We start from the raw sequence: 16,305 nt of genomic DNA, 5'->3' as shown, positions 1-16,305 counted from the left end.
TCAGGCGCGCCTTCGAACGGGTTACCGCCACTACGGTTGACTGGCACGTCAACTTAACCGATCCGCAACGCGGACAGCAGGTCATGCGTTGACGATGCGTCTGCGAGAATCACCGACCGGCAACGGCGCGAGACGCGGGGTCTCTCGCACGAGCTATGGAGGCGTTCACCTTGTCGTTCCTGATCCGGGTCCAGCTCCCGGACCGTCCCGGCACCCTCGGCGCGGTCGCAACGGCATTGGGCGAGATCGGGGCGGACATACTCAGCGTCGACGTGGTGGAACGCGGTTCCGGCCTCGCCATCGACGACCTCGTGGTGGAGCTCCCCTCCGGCCGCCTGCCGGACACCCTGATCACCGCGGCCGAGTCCATCGAGGGCGTCGAGGTCGACGCCGTGCGCCCCTACGCGGGCATCCTGGACACCCACCGCGAGCTGGAACTGGTCGAGGAGATCGCCGAGGAACCGCGCAAGGGCCTCGAGATCTTCACCGAGGGCGTCCCGAAGATCATCCGTGCCGGCTGGGCCGTCGTGGTCGGCCCGAACGGCACCGGCATCCACCGGCTGACCGCGTCGTCGGCCGCGCCCGAGACCCGCATGCTCGACGTGCCGTGGTTCCCGCTGGAGCGCGCGACCGTGCTCGACGGCGAGGAGGAGTGGGTACCGGAGACCTGGCGCGAGCTGGGCACCGAACTGGCCGCGACGCCGCTGGGCAAGCCGGACCGCGTGCTCGTGGTGGGGCGGCCAGGGGGCCCGATGTTCCGTGCGGCCGAGGTGGCCAGATTGGCGCACCTGGCGGGCATCGTCGCGGTCGTGCTCCCGGACTAGCCGGGCGGTGTTCGGGGCCCGGCGACTAGCTCGGCGCCCTGGTGCGCTGGCGTCTCCTGGCCAGCGCCACGAGTTCCGCGTTGTTCCTGGCCAGGCGGCCGTCGGGCAGGTGCAGCGTGTCCTCCAGGCCCATGCGCACGTCGTGTTCGAGGACCGCGGCGTAGTCGAGGACGGACCAGGCGTCGCTGTCGCGGCCGTGCAGCAGGACCGGCAGCCCGAGCGGTTCCACGTGGGCGAGCAGGTCCTCGGCCGTCTCCCTCGTCGCCACGACGGTGATCCGGCTGACGCCTTCGGGCAGGTCTTCCAGCCGCGCCGGAGCGGCGACGACGAGCTCCACCCCGACGCCCACCCGGTGCAGGGCCTGGGCGAGGTCGCGCCAGCCCGGTTCCGCGACGTGCACGCCGGCGACGTCGGGCCGACCCGCCGCGAGCGCCGCCCAGCTGGCGATCAGGGGCTCCCAGCGGCCGGGCACGGTGGTGGACACGCTGATCTCGATGCCGGGCACGGCCGCGCGGACGGTGGCGATCGTCGTGGCCACCTCGGGCCCGACGAGCGTGAGCCCGCCGATGACGTCACGCGGGTGGATGTGCACCGACGTGACGCCGAGCGCGGCGACGTCGGCCGCGTCCTCGGCGAGGCGTTCGGGGGACAGCGGCAGGGCCGGGTGCTCCTCGGCTGTGCGGGAGCCGTTCAGACAGGCTTGCAGCACACCTCATACGGTCCCACACAATCCTCGGCGCGGCGGTGGTCCAAGGATTAGGTTGGTTCCCATGCGACTGGCCCTGGTGCTCGCCCAAGCCGACGACCTGGCGATCGGTGACCTGGCGCTGGGCGTGGCCGGGTTGCTGGCGCTGGTGGCGGTGATCGTGGTCGCGGTCAAGCGCCGCAAGCCCTGATCACAGGTCCCAGCCTTCGCTGAGCGTGCGCAGCAGTTCCTTCTGCCTGGTCTCCAACACGGCGGGCGTCCACTCCGCCTGCGCGATCACCTGGCTGGTCAGCGCGAACGCCGACACGCTCTTGCCGCTCAGGAAGTACTTGACCTTTTTCGTGCTGAAGTCGCTGTTGCTCGCCTGTGAGTTCTTCCACCGGTTCAGCAACACGAGGTTCGCGAGCCGATGCGTCCAGGTGGTGCGCTCCTCCGCCGTGAAGTCGCTCAGCCACAGCGAGCCTTCCTTCGGGCTCTGCGGCAGGACGTGCTCCACGGTGATGACCGGGAACTTGTACACGGCCCCGGGATCACCCGCCAGCATCTCGTCGAGTCTGAGCAGCACGTACCGCCGTGTCTTCTGCACCAGGTAGAGCGCACCGTCGAGCTGCCGCACGGTCTCCGCGCGTTCGTCCGGGTCGAGAACGAACGCCGGGGAGTCCAGCCCGTGCCCGGCAGCCAGTTCCCGCAGCAGGTTGGAGTACCGGATCACCCGTGGCGTGGTGTAGATGCGGCGGACGAACATGCTGGCGGCGAGTCGCTCCAGCCTCGAGAGGAACGCGTCCAGCCAGCCGGGATCGTCACCGTGGTGGCGCACGGCCCACAACGCGGGCGGCAACCAGTCGCTGTTGTCGATCTGGGCGAGGCGGCGGAACCACGAGTTGATCTGCTCCGCCTTGACCGTCGACTCGTACTCGAAGTCGCGGATCTGCTCGTACGCCTCGGCATACGGCACCAGCACGTCGTCGACGAACTCGGCCTGTCGTCCCGAGAGGTACTGGTTCAGCACCTGCTTCGGGAACTCGGTCATGAGGTCCTGTTTGGCGCGTTCCTTCGCGAAGATCATCCGGATGTACAGGAACAGGTCGGCGAAGTCGCTGCGGCCGAGCCTGACCTCGGCCTCGTCCCACTTCCTGGCGTACTCGTCGTCCAGCTCGCCGATGACCTTCGACTTGAAGATGTCCGCCGGAGACAGGTCGAGTCCCCTGGCGTTCATCACGCTGAAGATCCGGTGAGCGCTGGCCAGGTTCGGGGTGCTGACGACCACGAGGAACGTCTGCGAGCTGATCATCCTGACCAACCGGTGCCTCGCCTCCTCGCCGAGGTCGACGAGAGCGGCGCGCAAGGCCTTGGCGTTGTCGCGGATCGCCTTCTGCGCGTCAGTCTTCAGCGCTCCGTCACCGAGCGCGACCAGGTCCTCGATGCGGCCGGGTTCCTGCACGTGCGCGCGGAAGAAGTCCTGATCCCGCTTCCGGAGCGCGAGCCGCGGTTTCGGCTCGAGACCGAGCAGCTCGTCGCCCTGCTCGACGATCATCTTGCCGAGCGAGTCCCGGATGCCTCCGGGAGGCGCGAGGTCGCGGACGATCGCGAGGAGGATGGTGAGCGTCGTGAGCCGCTGCTGGCCGTCGATCACCTCGGAGTCGGCCTTGCCGTCGGTCTTGACGAGGACCATCGACCCGAGGAAGTAGGGCTCGTCGCCGTCGACGGCCTCGACGAGGTCTTCCAGCAGTTGGTGGGCCTGCTCGACCTCCCACGCGTAGGGCCGCTGGTAGTCAGGGATCCGGAAGTCGTAGTCGCTGCCGAACACCTTGTGCAGAGGCACCTCGTGGGCTTCGAGCTTGTGCATGACCGCCTCATCGGGCGGGTGCAGGCCGTCGTTACGTCCTGCGAGATCTCCGGACTGACCCCAGAATCTGCCGTGATCGCCCACTTCCCGGAGGGATGAAGATCATGGCCGTCACCGTGAACCTCGACATGCTCCTCGACAAGGCTTACGAGAACCTCCCGCTCACCGAGATCCTGGACGCCCCCGTCGACGCGCTGCAGGGCGTGAGCCCCGGCGACGCGGAGAAGCTGAAGGCGGCGTTCAACATCAAGACGGTGCGCGACCTGGGCACCAACAAGTACTTCCGCGCGGCCGTGACCTTGCTGGACCTGGAGGCGACGGCCCGTTAGACAGCTGTGCGGTAGCGGGTGGACCGCGGCTTCGCTCGGTCCGCCACCGCCTCGACGAGGCGCGCGCCTCGAGGTCTCGCTGGTAGCGGACGTCCTCGCCAGAGCGTTGGACGTGGATGCAGTAGTCCGCCTGGAACTGCTCTCAGCTGGAGCTGTCCTCGGGTTCCGGTGGACCGATCGCGATCATGTTGATCCTTTCTGCGGTCACCCGGTTGGATGACCCCCGTGTCGACGACCCTCACCACCGAGCTGCTGCTGCACCGCGCGGGCACCAAGTCGTACTGGCGCGGCCTGACCTACCGCGAAGCCGTGTTGTCCCTGCGGGTGCACAGCCGTCACGTGGCCGCGCGGGTGCGGGGTGGTGACGAGGACGCGTACGCCGTGGAGCTGTCGTGGTCGGGGACGCAGCTGGTGGGGGCGTGCAGTTGTCCGCACGGGTCCGAGGGGTTCTTCTGCAAGCACTGCGTGGCGGTCGGGCTGGTGCTGCTGGACCGGGGCGAGACGGTGCCGCCGCCGGATGCCGAGGACGTCGAGCTCAAGGACGTGCTGAGATCGCTGCCGCCCGACGTGCTGCGGGACCTGCTGTACGAACAGGCCGCCGGCGACTCCAAGCTGCGGGCGCGGATCATCTCAGCACTCTGACGGTCGTTGCGTCTCCGGCAGCAGCGCGCAGTGCTTGTAGTGGCCGAGTGCGACGTCGCTGAGCAGCCAGCCGGCACCCGAGCGGCTGAACGTGAGCAGGTGGGGCAGGCCGTACGCGGTGTGCGGCACCGGGCCCGGTTCGGCGAAGTGCAGCTCGGTGTGCTCGTGGACCCTGGCCACGACGACCCGGCCCGTCTGGTCGGCGTGGAACCGTTCGGCCTGGGTCCTGACCACCGCCGCCCGGTAGCGGGTGCGGGTTGACGCCTTGGCCGTGCCGAGTGCCACCTCGTGACCGGCCAGTCGCGCGGCCAGTTCCGGCGTGGTCGGCACACCGAAGCCGGGCGCTGGCGGCGCGTCCGTCACCTTGTCCGCCCGCCTTTGCAGGTACGCGTGAGCCAGCTCCTCGAGCCGGCTCCGGTCCTGGTCCGGCAGACCTACCGGCGCGGCGGACGCTCCCGCGAGCAACGCCGGTACGAGCAGGATGACCGATCTCATTCGCGAACCCCCATCCGCGGCGCCATGGGGTGGGGACGCGCGGGCGTGAGAGCTGGTTGCTCAGACGGGCGCGCCGAAGCCGAGGGTCCGCGGCCGCGGACGTGAGTTGTTCGGGTCGGCCCGCCGAAGCCAGGGCGCGCGACCGCGGACGCCGGTCGCTCAGACCGGCACGCCCAAGCCGAGCCCGCGACCGCGGGCGCCGGTTGTTCAGACCGGCATCTCGTAGGCGACCAGCTTGAGTCCGGGTGTCGGCGACCAGTCGCGGTCCGGCAGGCGGGTGAACCCCAGCCGCTCGTAGAGCCGGTGCGCCGCCAGCATCTTCTCCGACGACGACAGGACCACGTGGGTCGCGCCGGCCTCGCGCGCCCTGTCGATCACCGCGCGCACCAGGGTCTCGCCGACACCTCGGCCGCGGGCCGCCGCCGAGACCGCCAGCATGCGGAACTCCAGTTCGCCTGGGCGGGAGATCTCCGCGTACGGCGTGCCGGGGTGCACGACCGTCACCGTGCCCAGGACGGTGCCGGACTCGTCCTGGGCGACGACCACCTCGGCGTCGCGGAAGCGGGAGGTGGCGTCGGCGAGCACCTTCGCGTAGTCGCCGCTCACCACGCCGTCCGCCCTGTACGCCTCGACCGTGACGGCGCCGACCGCTTCCAGGTCGGCCTCCGTTGCCGGGCGGATGATCAAATCAGCCATCTGAGCCTTCCTCGGTGGGCAGGGCTACCTCCCGCGCGGCGTCCGGGCCCTGCGCCAGCAGGACGCGAAAGCCATCCTCGTCGAGGACGGGGACCTTCAGCGAGACGGCCTTGTCGTACTTGGATCCTGGCGAGTCGCCGACCACGACGAAAGCCGTTTTCTTGGACACCGAACCGGCCGCCTTGCCGCCGCGGGCGAGGATCGACTCCTTCGCCGAGTCACGTGAGAACTCCGTCAACGAGCCGGTGACCACGATGGACAGGCCTTCCAGGTTGCGCACGATGGACGCGTCGCGCTCGTCCTCCATCCGCACGCCCGCGGCCCGCCAGCGCTCCACGACGCCCTGGCGCCACTCCGTCTCCCGCCATTCCACCACGGCCGTCGCGATGGTCTGGCCCACGCCTTCGGCGCCCGCCAGCGCTTCTTCTGGCGCTTCGAGGATCGCGTCCATCGAGCCGAACTGCTGCGCCAGCGCGCGGGCCGCCGTCGGGCCGACATGCCGGATCGACAGCGCGACCAGCACCCTCCACAGGGGACGCTCCTTCGCCGCCTCCAGGTTGTCGACCAGCTTCAGCGCGTTCGCGGACAGCTCGCCGTTCTTCGTGGTGAAGCGCTCGACCTGCCGCAACGCCTCCGCGTCGAGGTCGAACAGGTCGGCCTCGTTGATGTAGATCGTGGACTCGGTGATCGCGGCCGCGGCCTCGTACCCGAGCACCTCGATGTCGAGCGCCGCGCGGGAGGCCAGGTACGCCAGGCGTTCGCGCAGCTGACCGGGGCACGTCTCCGCGTTGGGGCAGCGGATGTCGACGTCGCCCTCCTTCATCGGCCGCAGCACCGAGTTGCACTCCGGGCAACGCGTCGGCATCTCGAACTCGCGCGCGTCGGCCGGGCGCGCGGCCAGCACCGGGCCGAGCACCTCGGGGATCACGTCGCCCGCCTTGCGGATGACGATGCGGTCGCCGATCAGCACGCCCTTGCGCTTGACCTCCGAGGCGTTGTGCAGCGTGGCGCGCGCGACCGTCGAGCCCGCCACCTTCACCGGCTCCATCAGCGCGAACGGCGTCACGCGGCCCGTGCGGCCGACCTGGACCTGGATGTCGAGCAACGTCGTCGTCGCCTCTTCCGGCGGGTACTTGTAGGCGATGGCCCACCGCGGCGCGCGCGACGTCGTGCCCAGGCGACGTTGCAACGCCACCTCGTCGACCTTGATCACCAGGCCGTCGATCTCGTGCACCGCGTCGTGCCGGTGCTCGCCCCAGTACTCGACCTTCTTGCGGACGTCCGCCGGGTCGGTGAGCACCTCGGTGTGCGGTGACGTCGGCAGGCCCCACGACTTCAGCGCCTCGTACGCGAGCGACTGGCTGGCGGCGTCGAAGCCCTCGGTCTTGCCGATGCCGTGGCAGATCATCCGCAGCCTGCGCGACGCGGTGACCTTCGGGTCCTTCTGCCGCAAGGACCCCGCCGCGGTGTTGCGCGGGTTCGCGAACGGCGGCTTGCCCTGCTCGACCAGCGAGGCGTTCAGGGCCAGGAAGTCCTCCACCGCGAAGAAGACCTCACCGCGCACCTCGACCAGGTCGGGCACCGGGTACTCGTCGGAGCCGTTCAACACCACCGGGACGTCCGCGATCGTGCGGACGTTCAAGGTCACGTCCTCACCCGTGCGGCCGTCGCCGCGGGTGAGCGCCCGCGTGAGCTTGCCCTTCTCGTAGAGCAGGTTGATCGCGAGGCCGTCGATCTTCAGCTCGCACAGGAAGTGCGTGCCGGCGCCGATCTCCTTCTGGACGCGCTCGAACCACGCCGTCAGCTCGTCCTGCGCGAAGACGTTGTCGAGGCTGAGCATGCGCTCCAGGTGGTCGACCGCCTTGAACTCGGTCGAGAACGTGCCGCCGACGAGCTGGGTCGGCGACTCCGGCGTCGCCAGGCCGGGGTGCTCGGCCTCCAGCGCCTCGAGCTCCTTGAGCAACGCGTCGAACTCACCATCGGTGACGATCGGGTCGTCCAGCACGTAGTAGCGGAACTGGTGCGAACGCACCTCTTCCGCGAGCACGGCATGCCGCTCGCGCACCTGCGCGGGGACGTCTTCAAGGCTCTCGCTGGTCACGTCCGACAGCTTAGTGACCAGGTCTGACAGTTTTCACCGGTCCGAAACGCCGGCGAGCTCCCGCACGAGGGAACGCAGCTCCAGCAGGCTGATCGTGCCCTGCGGCTCGAGCTCCGCCGTCTCCACACGCCGCAGCCGCTCCCCCGCCAGCCGCTCGCCGAGAGTGACGTCCAGCGGCAGGAACGTCATCGTCTGCCGCTGCTGGTCGCTCAGGTCCGCGAGGGCGGGGTGGTAGACCGCGACGTCCACGACGTCACCGTCCACCTGGGCCACCACGCGGTAGTCGCCGAGCCTCATCTTCACCTTCCCGAGGTTCACGACCACCTCGGTCGGGTCCGGCACGGGCGGCACCGAGTCGTGGAACTCCCACACCATGTCCGACGGCGGCGCGGCGCCGATCCACGCGTCGGTGTACGGGCGCAGCCTCGGGTCCTCCTGCCCGGTGACCACCAGCGCGTACATCGCCATGTGGCCCTGTTCGAGGGAGAACGCCAGATCGGGGTGCAACACGTCCACGAGGTCCCGCAGGTCGTCCTCGACCCGGTGCGGCTCGCCGTCGCCGAGCGCCGCGCTGACCACCGGCACCAGCTCGAACCAGCGCTCCCAGAACCGCCGGGCGGCCTCTTCGGCGTTCGGCAGGTGGTCGGGGACGACTTCTTCGGCTTTGCGACGGCGGAACCACTTCATGGATCTCAAGAGTAGAGCTTTCGGCCCTCCGCCAGCATTTGAACGAACTGGGCGATGCGTTTCCGCCGCGTCTCCGGCCTCTTCGCGTCGTGGATGCGCAGCAGCACGGCATACCTGTTCTGGCTGTTGAGCGTCTTGAAGAACTCCGCGGCCACCGGATTGGCGTTCAGGGCCTCGGTGAGGTCGTCCGGCACCTCGATCGTGGCCGGTCCCGCGTAGGCCGCGTCCCAGCGTCCGTCCGCTTTGGCCTTCTCGATCTCCTTGAGCCCCGCGGGCAGCATCTTCCCCGCCGCGATCAGTTCCTCCACCTTGCCGCAGTTGCGCTTGGACCACCTGCTGCGCGCCTTGCGCGGTGTCCAGCGCTGCGAGTAGTAGGTCTCGTCCACGGACCGCACGAGTCCGTCGATCCACCCGTGGCACAAGGCGACGTCCAGCGCCTCGTCGTAGGTGATGGTCTTGAGCCCCGAGCCCTTCTTGGCGTACTTGAGCCACAGCTCGGTCTCCGTGGCGCCGTTCTCGTGCAGCCACGCGTCGAACTCCGCTGGCCCCTCGAAGACGATCAACGCACCCTCCTCAGGCAGAGCGTCATCTCCTCATAGGGAACACCGAACTCCGCCTCCGCGGGGCAACTTTCCCGCGCCACGTCCACCACCTGCACGTTCGCCCGCGGCGCCGCGCAGTCGAACTTGGACACGACGGACCTCTGCAGGTCGCCGGTGTCGTACTCGAAGCAGTCACCCCTGGCGGCGTTGGGCATCAGGCACAGCGCCGCGTTGTTCCTGGTGTCGCGCAACACCTTGTAGTCACCGCGCGGGCACGCGCCGCTGGTCTCGGTGAGGGCCGTCCCGACCCTCAGCGCCGCCTTGGCGCCCGCGCAGTCGACGACGGTCAGGCCCTGGTCGTTCTCACCGGGGCCCGTGAACCGCACGCAACTGCCCTTCTCCACCTTGGAGTAGTCGGTGACGAAGGTTTGTGTCGCCTGCGCGGGTTCCTCTTCTTCGCTGAACATCCACCACACGGCGAGATAAGCCACCACGGCAAGTACGCACACCATCACGGTCCGTCTCACGACCACGCTGCGGATTATGGCGGCGGAAACTCGGTGGCGCGCGGCGACGCGGTTGACCACAGTGCGGGGTCATGCTGATCCGGCGGGAGACACCCGCAGACATCGACGCCATCCGCACGGTCACCAACCTGGCCTTCAAGGACGGGCCAGAGGCTCCGCTGATCGACTGGTTGCGGGCCGACGAAGGCTGGATCCCGGAGTTGTCGCTGGTGGAGGACACCGTGCTGGGCCACGTCGTGTGCACGCGCGGGTACGTCGGCGACACACCGGCGCTCGGGCTCGGGCCGATCGCGGTGCACCCGTCGCACCAGCGCGCCGGGATCGGGTCCGCGTTGATGCACGCCGTGCTGGGCGCGGCCGAGGCCCGTGGTGAGAAGGCCGTCATCCTGCTGGGTTCGCCGGTCTACTACCCGCGGTTCGGCTTCCGGCTCGCCTCGGAGTTCGGCATCACGCCGCCGGATCCCGCGTGGGCGCCGCACTTCCAGGCGCGGCTGTTCGGGGACGTCGCGCCGGGCGAGTTCCGGTACGCGAAGCCGTTCGACCGGCTCTGAGCCGGAGGGCCGGCGCGAGTGCCCGTCCGGAGTGGACACCCGCGCCGGCACCGCTCAGGAGTTCGCGATCAGCGAGAAGCCGAGCACACCCGTCGCCGTGAAGTCGATCGCCGGCTCGGAGCTCGGCCACGAGCGCAGGTCGTCGGCGAACACGGACTTCGCGGAGTTGAACTCGAGCGTGTACGGCTTGGTGCAGTCGACGGATCCCGGCGGCATCTCACCGAGATCGCCGAACAGGGACGCGTCGTTCGGGCCGTTGATCACGGCGCCGACCAGCACCTTCGAGCCGCCGTTCGGCGAGCCGGAGAGGTTCGCGGCCTGGTGGTGCGGGCACTCGGGGAACTTCGTGCCGACACCGACGATCAGCGAGGTGCCCCAGGCGTTGGTGCCGAGGGCGAAGCCGCGCTGCTGCGTGCCGAACGTCGCGTACGTCTTGTCGCCGGTCAGCTTCTGGTAGAGCGCGGCCGTGGTGATGTAGCCGAACGTGCGCGAGCCGACGTCCCAGGTCTCGACGTTGGCGGCGGTGCGGAACGGCGAGGTCCTGGCGGCGTCCACGCCCTTGCGCAGCTGCCGCTGGATGTCCCCGACGACCTGCTTCTCGGTCACCTCGGCACCGGGAACGCCCTTCTTGAGCAACGGCGCGAGGTCGGCGTGGCCCAGAGCGGAGATGTTGTAGACGTTCAACGTGTCCGGGTCACCGGTGGCCAGGAACTCCTTGGCCCAGTGCGTGGCGGCACGCGCGAACTCGGTGTAGCGCTTGTCGTTCAACGCCTTCGCAGCCAGCGCGAGCTGGGTGGCGCCGAACTCCAGGTCGTCGGTCCACGACTCCTCGGGGTAGTACGCGTGCGGGAACGCCGTCACGAGCTCGCCGACGTCCGTGGTCTTGGCGAGGGCGAAGAGCTGCGCGGCCTTGTCCAGGTAGGAACGCGCGACCCGCGGGTTCTTACGGGACTCGATCTGCGCGGCCAGCGCGAACGACCCGGCCACGCGGCCGACGAGGTTCGGGCTGATCTTCTCGCCGGCGGCGTTCGCGCGGAACACCGGGCGGTGCTTGATGTAGTACTCGCTGTCGCCCGGCTTGACGTTCAACCTGTCGTCGGCCTCGGGCAGGCGCCACACGTCGTGGTCGCCGACGAAGCCGAACTCCTCGGAGCCGGTGCCGATGCCGACCTGCGCGTAGAGCGTGCCGGTCTTCTCGTCCCACGCCTTGTCGAGCCACTTGAGGCCGAACTTCGCCTCTTCGTACAGCGCGTCGTCGTGCTTGTTGCGCAACGCCAGCAGCATCGACGCGGTGGAGTACGACGAGGCGTGCGTGAACTTCACGAAGTCACCCGCGTCGAACCAGCCGCCCTCCAGGTCGACCTCGGCCCCGGTCGGCTTCAGCGGTGCCGCGATCTGGTCGCCGCCCTCGCCCGCGAACACCGGCGTCTCGTACACGAGGGCCTCGCGGTCCGTGAGGTGCGCGGGCTTGCGGTTCAGCCTGCCCGGGATCACGTCGGCGCCGTCGCGCTGCGCCTGGAAGAACTCGACGGTGTTGTGCGCGACCGGCGAGAACAGCTTCTCCAGCGAGTCGACCTTGAAGGCCGGCGAGGTCGCGGTACCGACCTTGATCCGGTAGGTGCCCGACCGCTTCAGCTGGGAGAAGTCGATCGGGTGCACCGCCGGGTACTTGTCGCTCCACGACCCCGTCGACGCCCCCGTCTTCCCGGTCAGCACCGTGCGGCCACGGCTGTCCACGACGGAGAACTTCGTGCCGGCGGCGCCTCCGAGCACGTAGGCGTGCTTCGGCTCGGAGTTGCCGAATCCGACCTGGTCCAGCCTGATGTGGCTGCTGGGCGCGGCCTGTGCAGGCGCCACGACCACGCCTGTGAGCACTGCGGCGACGAGCGCCGCACGTCTGATGCGCATGTGAGGAACTCCCGGTCCAGGCCTCGGCGATCGGCCTTCGGTTAAGAAAGTTTCCTAATAGTTCGCAGCAGACTAGCTCCACAAACCGGACATCACCAGCCCTCGGGAGGCTCCGAGAACGCCGAGGACAGGTCACGGGTCAGCGAAAGCGACCGTTTGACCCAGGCGGACGACGCACCCGCCAGACCGCACGTCGGAGTGGGCAGCGCCTTCTCGGCGAGGATCGACCGCGGGAAGCCGAGGCGGTCGACCAGGGTGAACGCCCGCTGCCCGACGTCCTTCAGCGTCACCGGGGTGCCGGGGTCGACGCTCGGCACCAGCCCGAGCGCGAGCGTCGTGCCCGCCTCCCAGGTCTCGCCGATCTCGTCGAGCGCCTCCGCCCCCTTGATCAGGCCGACGTCGAACGCGATGGCGCTCGCACCGGCCTCCCGCAGCAGCGTCAACGGCGGGTGCGGCGCGCAGCAGTGCACCATCACCTCGTGGTCCTTCAACGCCTCGATGACGGTTGCAAGGACCGCACGGGCGTCCGGTCCGGGCACCGCGGGAACGGTGCCGAGCTTCGACGGTGTCGGCAGCAGGCCCTGCAGCACCGCCGGCAGCCCCGGTTCGTCGAGTTGCACGACGACCTTCGCCTTCGTGCGCTTGGCGACCTCGGCGGCGTGCTGCCGCAGGCCCTCGGCGAGCGACTCGGCGAACTCCTTCACCGCACCGGGGTCCGTGAGCACGCGATGGCCGCGCATCAGTTCGATGTTCGACATCAGCGTCCACGGCCCGGCGGCCTGCACCTTGACCGTCTCCGGCCGCGCGCCCGCGCGTTCCAGGGCCTCGTCGAACGCGTCGAGGTCGCCGCGCAGCAGGTCGACGGCACGCCGGTGGTCACGGCCGGGGCGCGGCGTCACGCGGTAGCCGGACGTGATGACCTCGATCGCGAGGTCGACGAGCAGGCCGGCGGTGCGGCCGATGACGTCCGCGCCGACTCCCCGCGCAGGCAGCTCCGGGACGTGCGGCAGCTCAGGCAGCTCTCCGACGACGACGCGCGCCGCCTCGTCGATGTCGGTTCCGGGCAGCGATCCGATTCCAGTTGCTCCACGCACCCACCGAATTGTTCCACTGTCCGGCGGACAGAAGAGGTCTAGACCCATTGACGCTATGGTCTAGGCCACTTACCGTGATCGAGCAGGCGCTGAACGTACGGGCGCCTCCCTGCACGTGGTGTAGGACCGCGACGCGCCCCGCGGTCCTGCACCACTCCCTTCCTCCCCTGCCGGAAGGACCCACCCGATGGCCCGCTTTGCCGTTTTCGCCGCCGGGGCCGCCACCGCACTCGTGGCCGGACTCGTCGCGCTCGCTCCCTCCGCCTCCGCCGCCGGCGAGTCCGCGGCGTTCAGCCAGGACTCGAACTGGGGCTCCGGCTACCAGGGCAAGTTCACGATCAGCGCGGGCTCCACCGCGCTGACGAGCTGGAAACTCGAGTTCGACCTCGCCGGCGCGACGCTCGGCTCGTTCTGGGACGCCTCGGCGACCAGCAGCGGCAACCACCACACGTTCACGAACCGCGAGTACAACGGCAACATCGGCGCGGGCGCGTCGACGAGCTTCGGCTTCCTCGTGAACGGCTCGGCGGTGCCGACGAACTGCAAGCTCAACGGCATTCCGTGTGGCGGTGGGGGTGGCACCACGACCACCACCACGACGACCACGACCGGCGGTCCGACCACCACCACGGGGTCCGATGTGCCGCCCACGCCCGGTAGCGCGCGCGTTGCCCCGTACGTCGACATCACGATGCCGACGCCGTCGCTGATAGACGTGGCCAACGCGACCGGCCAGAAGCACTTCACGCTCGCGTTCGCGCTGGGCTCGTCCGCCGGGTGCGACCCGGCGTGGGGCGGCACGGTCCCGTTGAACGACAGCCGCATCGTGAACGACACCAAGGCCCTGAAGGCGGCGGGCGGCAGCGTCATCGTCGCGACCGGCGGCGCCATGGGCCCGTACCTGGAGCACGTCTGCTCGACCGCCGACGCGCTGTACAACGCGTACGTGAAGGTGCTCGACGCCGTCGGCTCGAACAGCATCGACGTGGACGTGGAAGCCACCATCCCGCAGGCGGTCGTGAACACGGCCCTGAAGCGCCTCCAGGACACCCGCGGCACCACCGTCAGCTACACGATGCGCATCCAGGGCCAGGACTACGGCATGGACCCGTACTCGGTCGACGTGCTCAAGGACGCGGCCGCCAAGGGCGTCACGGTGCTCGTGAACCCGATGCTGATGAACTTCGGCTACACGGGCAACTGGGGCGACGCGATGGTCAACGCCGCGAACGCCACCCTCGGTCAGATGCGCGCCATCTGGCCGTCGAAGTCCGACGCGCAGTTGAAGGCGTTGCTGGGCCTCACGCCGATGATCGGGCGCAACGACACCGGTCCGACGACGACCCAGGACGACGCCCGCAAGGTCCTCGACTACGCCAAGGCCAACCACGTCGGACGGGTCGCGTTCTGGTCCGCGGGCCGGGACAAGGGCTGCCCCGGTGGCGGGGTCTCGCCGACGTGCAGCGGCATCTCGCAGGCGAACTGGGAGTTCACCAACCTGTTCAAGACCTACACGGGCTGATCTCGCCCGTGCAGAGCGAAGGCCGTTGCGGGAACTTCCGTCCCCGCAACGGCCTTCCTCATCTCATCAAGGCGCTCAGCAGGAGCTGCAGCACCCGCAGCCGGGCCCCGTACACCCGCCGCAGCAAGAACAACCAGCCATGGTGACCACCTCCGATGTTGAACGATCACGCATCCGGACAGTAAGACGACTCGAACACTGCGTGACACCACCGCCAGGGTGATTGCACTGCCACGAACGACTGGTCCTGCGGTCAGGCGGCAGATCGTGACAGCGGCCGGCTCGGGGCCGCCGTGCTCCTCAGCCCGACGGCCTGGAGCACCGCGAAGCCGAGCACCGCGAGTCCCTGGGCGAGCACCAGCGCGACGCCCGCACCGGTGAGCGGGAACCACCCCAGGGTCGCGGTGAGAACGCTGTCGAGTGCCCAGACCGCGTTCCCGATGATGACGAGGAGGACGATTCGGCGGTCCGGGACCTCGCGGGTTCCCAGGAAGAAGACCCCCACGCCGTAAACGACGCAGAAAGAACCGAGTCCGACCTGCCAGGCGACCGGCATCCCCACTTCCGGGCGGATCAGCAGGGTCAGCAGGCCGAGTGCGAACGAAGCGACACCGTCGAGTTTCAAGGCGAATTTCAGCATGGCCCGACGATGGCCGCCCGAACGCTGCCAAAGCCACGTCAAGCGCTGCCAACTCCTGCCAGCAGGTCCGCCGCGACCAGGCGCGCGGCGGCGTTCTGCCAGTTGTGGAGGGTGCGCTCGGGCACCTGCGTCACGAACCACTGCAACGCGCGGCGGTCTTCGGCGTCGAGGTCCTCGCGCTTGGTCCGGACCGAATACGGCCGGATTCCCTTGACGTAGTAGAAGTAGACCGCGTTGTAGTAACGCCATTCGTCACTCGTGCCGAAATCGCCTTCCGAAGGCTTCAGCCGTTGAATGCTCGCGAGCAGCATGCTCTTCAACTGCGCGGCCCGGTCCAAAGGCGGGCCGTCGTCGGTCAGCGCGATCAACGGGCTCGCGACCAGTTTCCCGAGATCGCCGTAGTGGCTCAGCGCCTTGCGGGTGAGCCGGGCGAACTCCGCCTCGTCCTCGGTGATCAGCGGACGCCTCCTGGGCAACGACTCGGCGGCCTCGCGCAGTTCGGCTCGTTGGGCCGCGACGGCCGGCACGGCTAGACGGTCGGCCACAGACGCGAGGGGGTTCGCGAGCACCTGGACCGCGATCGCCGCCGCCACCGTCGTGAAGACGAGCGGCTCCGGTCCGCCGAAGAAGACCACCTGGGAGCCGAACAGGACCGCGGTGAAGCCGGAGATCACGAGCGACCGCAGCATGTCCGCGCGGATCGCCTCGCCCTCCTCGACCGCGTCGGTGACGGCGACGAGCACGCCGAAGACCACCACGTCGATCCCGAGCGACGGCAACGTGATCGCGTCGGGGAGCAGTCCGAGCAGGAAGGCACCCGCGGAGAGTCCGAACATCACCCCGACGAGTGAAAAATAAGCACGTTTCCTTATGGCTAGGACTGTGACTGTGGCCAAAGGAAGCAACACGACCCACGGTGCGAAGAACGACGCCGCGAAGAACGCCGGCAACGCGACCAGCCACCACCTGATCAACTCCGGCCGGGCGAGCAACAGGATCGCGCCCGTCCAGGCGAGTGCGGGCACCCCGATGGCCACCGGATGTGGCGCGACGACCGCCACCGAATAGCCGATCATCCCCGCGCCCGCCCACCACAACAGCGGCTTGCGGGGATCGCGCGCGAGCAGGTAGAGCCCCAGCCACCAGGCGAGGCCGAAGACCAGCAGCGATAGGCCGAACACGGGTCAAAGCTAGC

The 16,305-nt window shown here is 69.2% G+C and carries 18 protein-coding genes; 6 read left to right on the top strand and 12 right to left on the bottom strand.

The features are described 5' to 3' along the window. Positions 1 to 170: 170 nt before the first annotated feature. Complete coding sequence (locus ND450_RS39545) at positions 171 to 824, top strand: ACT domain-containing protein (protein ID WP_177230139.1); 654 nt, start codon at positions 171 to 173, stop codon at positions 822 to 824. Positions 825 to 849: 25 nt separating this feature from the next. On the opposite strand, the gene ND450_RS39540 is transcribed toward ND450_RS39545, so the two are convergent. Further along, positions 850 to 1,533, bottom strand: coding sequence for a 3-keto-5-aminohexanoate cleavage protein (locus ND450_RS39540; RefSeq protein ID WP_253323195.1), 684 nt, complete (start codon positions 1,531 to 1,533; stop codon positions 850 to 852). Positions 1,534 to 1,594: 61 nt separating this feature from the next. On the opposite strand from ND450_RS39540, the gene ND450_RS45810 reads away from it, so the two are divergent. Beyond that, positions 1,595 to 1,720: a hypothetical protein gene (locus ND450_RS45810; RefSeq protein WP_256557383.1), complete on the top strand. Its 126-nt coding sequence runs from the start codon at positions 1,595 to 1,597 to the stop codon at positions 1,718 to 1,720. On the opposite strand, the gene ND450_RS39535 is transcribed toward ND450_RS45810, so the two are convergent. After that, positions 1,721 to 3,376: a DUF262 domain-containing protein gene (locus ND450_RS39535; protein WP_253323194.1), complete on the bottom strand. Its 1,656-nt coding sequence runs from the start codon at positions 3,374 to 3,376 to the stop codon at positions 1,721 to 1,723. Positions 3,377 to 3,480: 104 nt separating this feature from the next. Here ND450_RS39535 and ND450_RS39530 point away from each other — a divergent pair, with 104 nt between their 5' ends. Further along, positions 3,481 to 3,705, top strand: coding sequence for a hypothetical protein (locus ND450_RS39530; protein ID WP_089925728.1), 225 nt, complete (start codon positions 3,481 to 3,483; stop codon positions 3,703 to 3,705). Between the two features lie 225 nt (positions 3,706 to 3,930). Beyond that, positions 3,931 to 4,347 (top strand): SWIM zinc finger domain-containing protein, encoded by a 417-nt coding sequence (locus tag ND450_RS39525; RefSeq protein WP_253323193.1) that lies wholly within the window; start codon positions 3,931 to 3,933, stop codon positions 4,345 to 4,347. Here ND450_RS39525 and ND450_RS39520 read toward each other — a convergent pair. From ND450_RS39520 to ND450_RS39495, 6 genes are all read right to left on the bottom strand, one after another. Beyond that, positions 4,336 to 4,842 (bottom strand): hypothetical protein, encoded by a 507-nt coding sequence (locus ND450_RS39520; RefSeq protein ID WP_253323192.1) that lies wholly within the window; start codon positions 4,840 to 4,842, stop codon positions 4,336 to 4,338. The two genes, ND450_RS39525 and ND450_RS39520, sit on opposite strands and share 12 nt — an antisense overlap. Before the next feature lie 207 nt (positions 4,843 to 5,049). Next, positions 5,050 to 5,538: a GNAT family N-acetyltransferase gene (locus tag ND450_RS39515; RefSeq protein ID WP_253323191.1), complete on the bottom strand. Its 489-nt coding sequence runs from the start codon at positions 5,536 to 5,538 to the stop codon at positions 5,050 to 5,052. After that, positions 5,531 to 7,639 (bottom strand): NAD-dependent DNA ligase LigA, encoded by a 2,109-nt coding sequence (ligA, locus tag ND450_RS39510; RefSeq protein ID WP_371927539.1) that lies wholly within the window; start codon positions 7,637 to 7,639, stop codon positions 5,531 to 5,533. The genes ND450_RS39515 and ligA overlap by 8 nt, the downstream gene beginning before the upstream one ends. A gap of 33 nt (positions 7,640 to 7,672) precedes the next feature. Beyond that, entirely contained in the window at positions 7,673 to 8,326 is a 654-nt protein-coding gene (locus tag ND450_RS39505; protein ID WP_089925518.1) for a hypothetical protein, read from the bottom strand. Between the two features lie 5 nt (positions 8,327 to 8,331). Next, complete coding sequence (locus ND450_RS39500) at positions 8,332 to 8,889, bottom strand: YdeI family protein (protein WP_253323190.1); 558 nt, start codon at positions 8,887 to 8,889, stop codon at positions 8,332 to 8,334. Next, positions 8,886 to 9,401, bottom strand: coding sequence for a hypothetical protein (locus ND450_RS39495; RefSeq protein ID WP_253323189.1), 516 nt, complete (start codon positions 9,399 to 9,401; stop codon positions 8,886 to 8,888). The genes ND450_RS39500 and ND450_RS39495 overlap by 4 nt, the downstream gene beginning before the upstream one ends. Before the next feature lie 65 nt (positions 9,402 to 9,466). Here ND450_RS39495 and ND450_RS39490 point away from each other — a divergent pair, with 65 nt between their 5' ends. After that, entirely contained in the window at positions 9,467 to 9,946 is a 480-nt protein-coding gene (locus tag ND450_RS39490) for a GNAT family N-acetyltransferase (RefSeq protein ID WP_253323188.1), read from the top strand. Between the two features lie 54 nt (positions 9,947 to 10,000). Here ND450_RS39490 and ND450_RS39485 read toward each other — a convergent pair whose 3' ends face one another. Continuing rightward, entirely contained in the window at positions 10,001 to 11,854 is a 1,854-nt protein-coding gene (locus ND450_RS39485; protein ID WP_253323187.1) for a glycoside hydrolase family 9 protein, read from the bottom strand. 92 nt (positions 11,855 to 11,946) lie between these two features. Then, positions 11,947 to 12,996, bottom strand: a complete 1,050-nt coding sequence (locus ND450_RS39480; protein WP_371927537.1) for a methionine synthase — start codon at positions 12,994 to 12,996, stop codon at positions 11,947 to 11,949. Between the two features lie 139 nt (positions 12,997 to 13,135). Between ND450_RS39480 and ND450_RS39475 the strand changes: the two genes are divergently transcribed. Continuing rightward, a complete protein-coding gene (locus ND450_RS39475) occupies positions 13,136 to 14,470 on the top strand; it encodes a cellulose binding domain-containing protein (protein WP_253323185.1) in 1,335 nt (444 codons plus the stop codon). 253 nt (positions 14,471 to 14,723) lie between these two features. Here ND450_RS39475 and ND450_RS39470 read toward each other — a convergent pair whose 3' ends face one another. Together ND450_RS39470 and ND450_RS39465 are read right to left on the bottom strand one after the other, a co-directional pair. Beyond that, complete coding sequence (locus ND450_RS39470) at positions 14,724 to 15,110, bottom strand: hypothetical protein (protein ID WP_253323184.1); 387 nt, start codon at positions 15,108 to 15,110, stop codon at positions 14,724 to 14,726. A gap of 38 nt (positions 15,111 to 15,148) precedes the next feature. Then, complete coding sequence (locus tag ND450_RS39465; protein ID WP_253323183.1) at positions 15,149 to 16,291, bottom strand: hypothetical protein; 1,143 nt, start codon at positions 16,289 to 16,291, stop codon at positions 15,149 to 15,151. Positions 16,292 to 16,305 lie beyond the last annotated feature (14 nt).

The sequence above is a fragment of the Lentzea sp. HUAS12 genome (assembly GCF_024125735.1).
Lineage (GTDB): Bacteria > Actinomycetota > Actinomycetes > Mycobacteriales > Pseudonocardiaceae > Lentzea > Lentzea albida.
The sequence above is the reverse complement of the archived record's forward strand: the minus strand, read 5'-3'. Positions and strand labels throughout refer to the sequence as shown.

Bases quoted from the DNA above. Each gene is read 5' to 3' on its own strand.
- ND450_RS45810 (WP_256557383.1), top strand. From the start codon at position 1,595: ATGCGACTGGCCCTGGTGCTCGCCCAAGCCGACGACCTGGCGATCGGT.
- ND450_RS39535 (WP_253323194.1), bottom strand. From the start codon at position 3,376: ATGCACAAGCTCGAAGCCCACGAGGTGCCTCTGCACAAGGTGTTCGGC.
- ND450_RS39530 (WP_089925728.1), top strand. From the start codon at position 3,481: ATGGCCGTCACCGTGAACCTCGACATGCTCCTCGACAAGGCTTACGAG.
- ND450_RS39520 (WP_253323192.1), bottom strand. From the start codon at position 4,842: ATGAGATCGGTCATCCTGCTCGTACCGGCGTTGCTCGCGGGAGCGTCC.
- ND450_RS39515 (WP_253323191.1), bottom strand. From the start codon at position 5,538: ATGGCTGATTTGATCATCCGCCCGGCAACGGAGGCCGACCTGGAAGCG.
- ND450_RS39505 (WP_089925518.1), bottom strand. From the start codon at position 8,326: ATGAAGTGGTTCCGCCGTCGCAAAGCCGAAGAAGTCGTCCCCGACCAC.
- ND450_RS39490 (WP_253323188.1), top strand. From the start codon at position 9,467: ATGCTGATCCGGCGGGAGACACCCGCAGACATCGACGCCATCCGCACG.
- ND450_RS39485 (WP_253323187.1), bottom strand. From the start codon at position 11,854: ATGCGCATCAGACGTGCGGCGCTCGTCGCCGCAGTGCTCACAGGCGTG.
- ND450_RS39480 (WP_371927537.1), bottom strand. From the start codon at position 12,996: ATGGGTCTAGACCTCTTCTGTCCGCCGGACAGTGGAACAATTCGGTGG.
- ND450_RS39475 (WP_253323185.1), top strand. From the start codon at position 13,136: ATGGCCCGCTTTGCCGTTTTCGCCGCCGGGGCCGCCACCGCACTCGTG.
- ND450_RS39470 (WP_253323184.1), bottom strand. From the start codon at position 15,110: ATGCTGAAATTCGCCTTGAAACTCGACGGTGTCGCTTCGTTCGCACTC.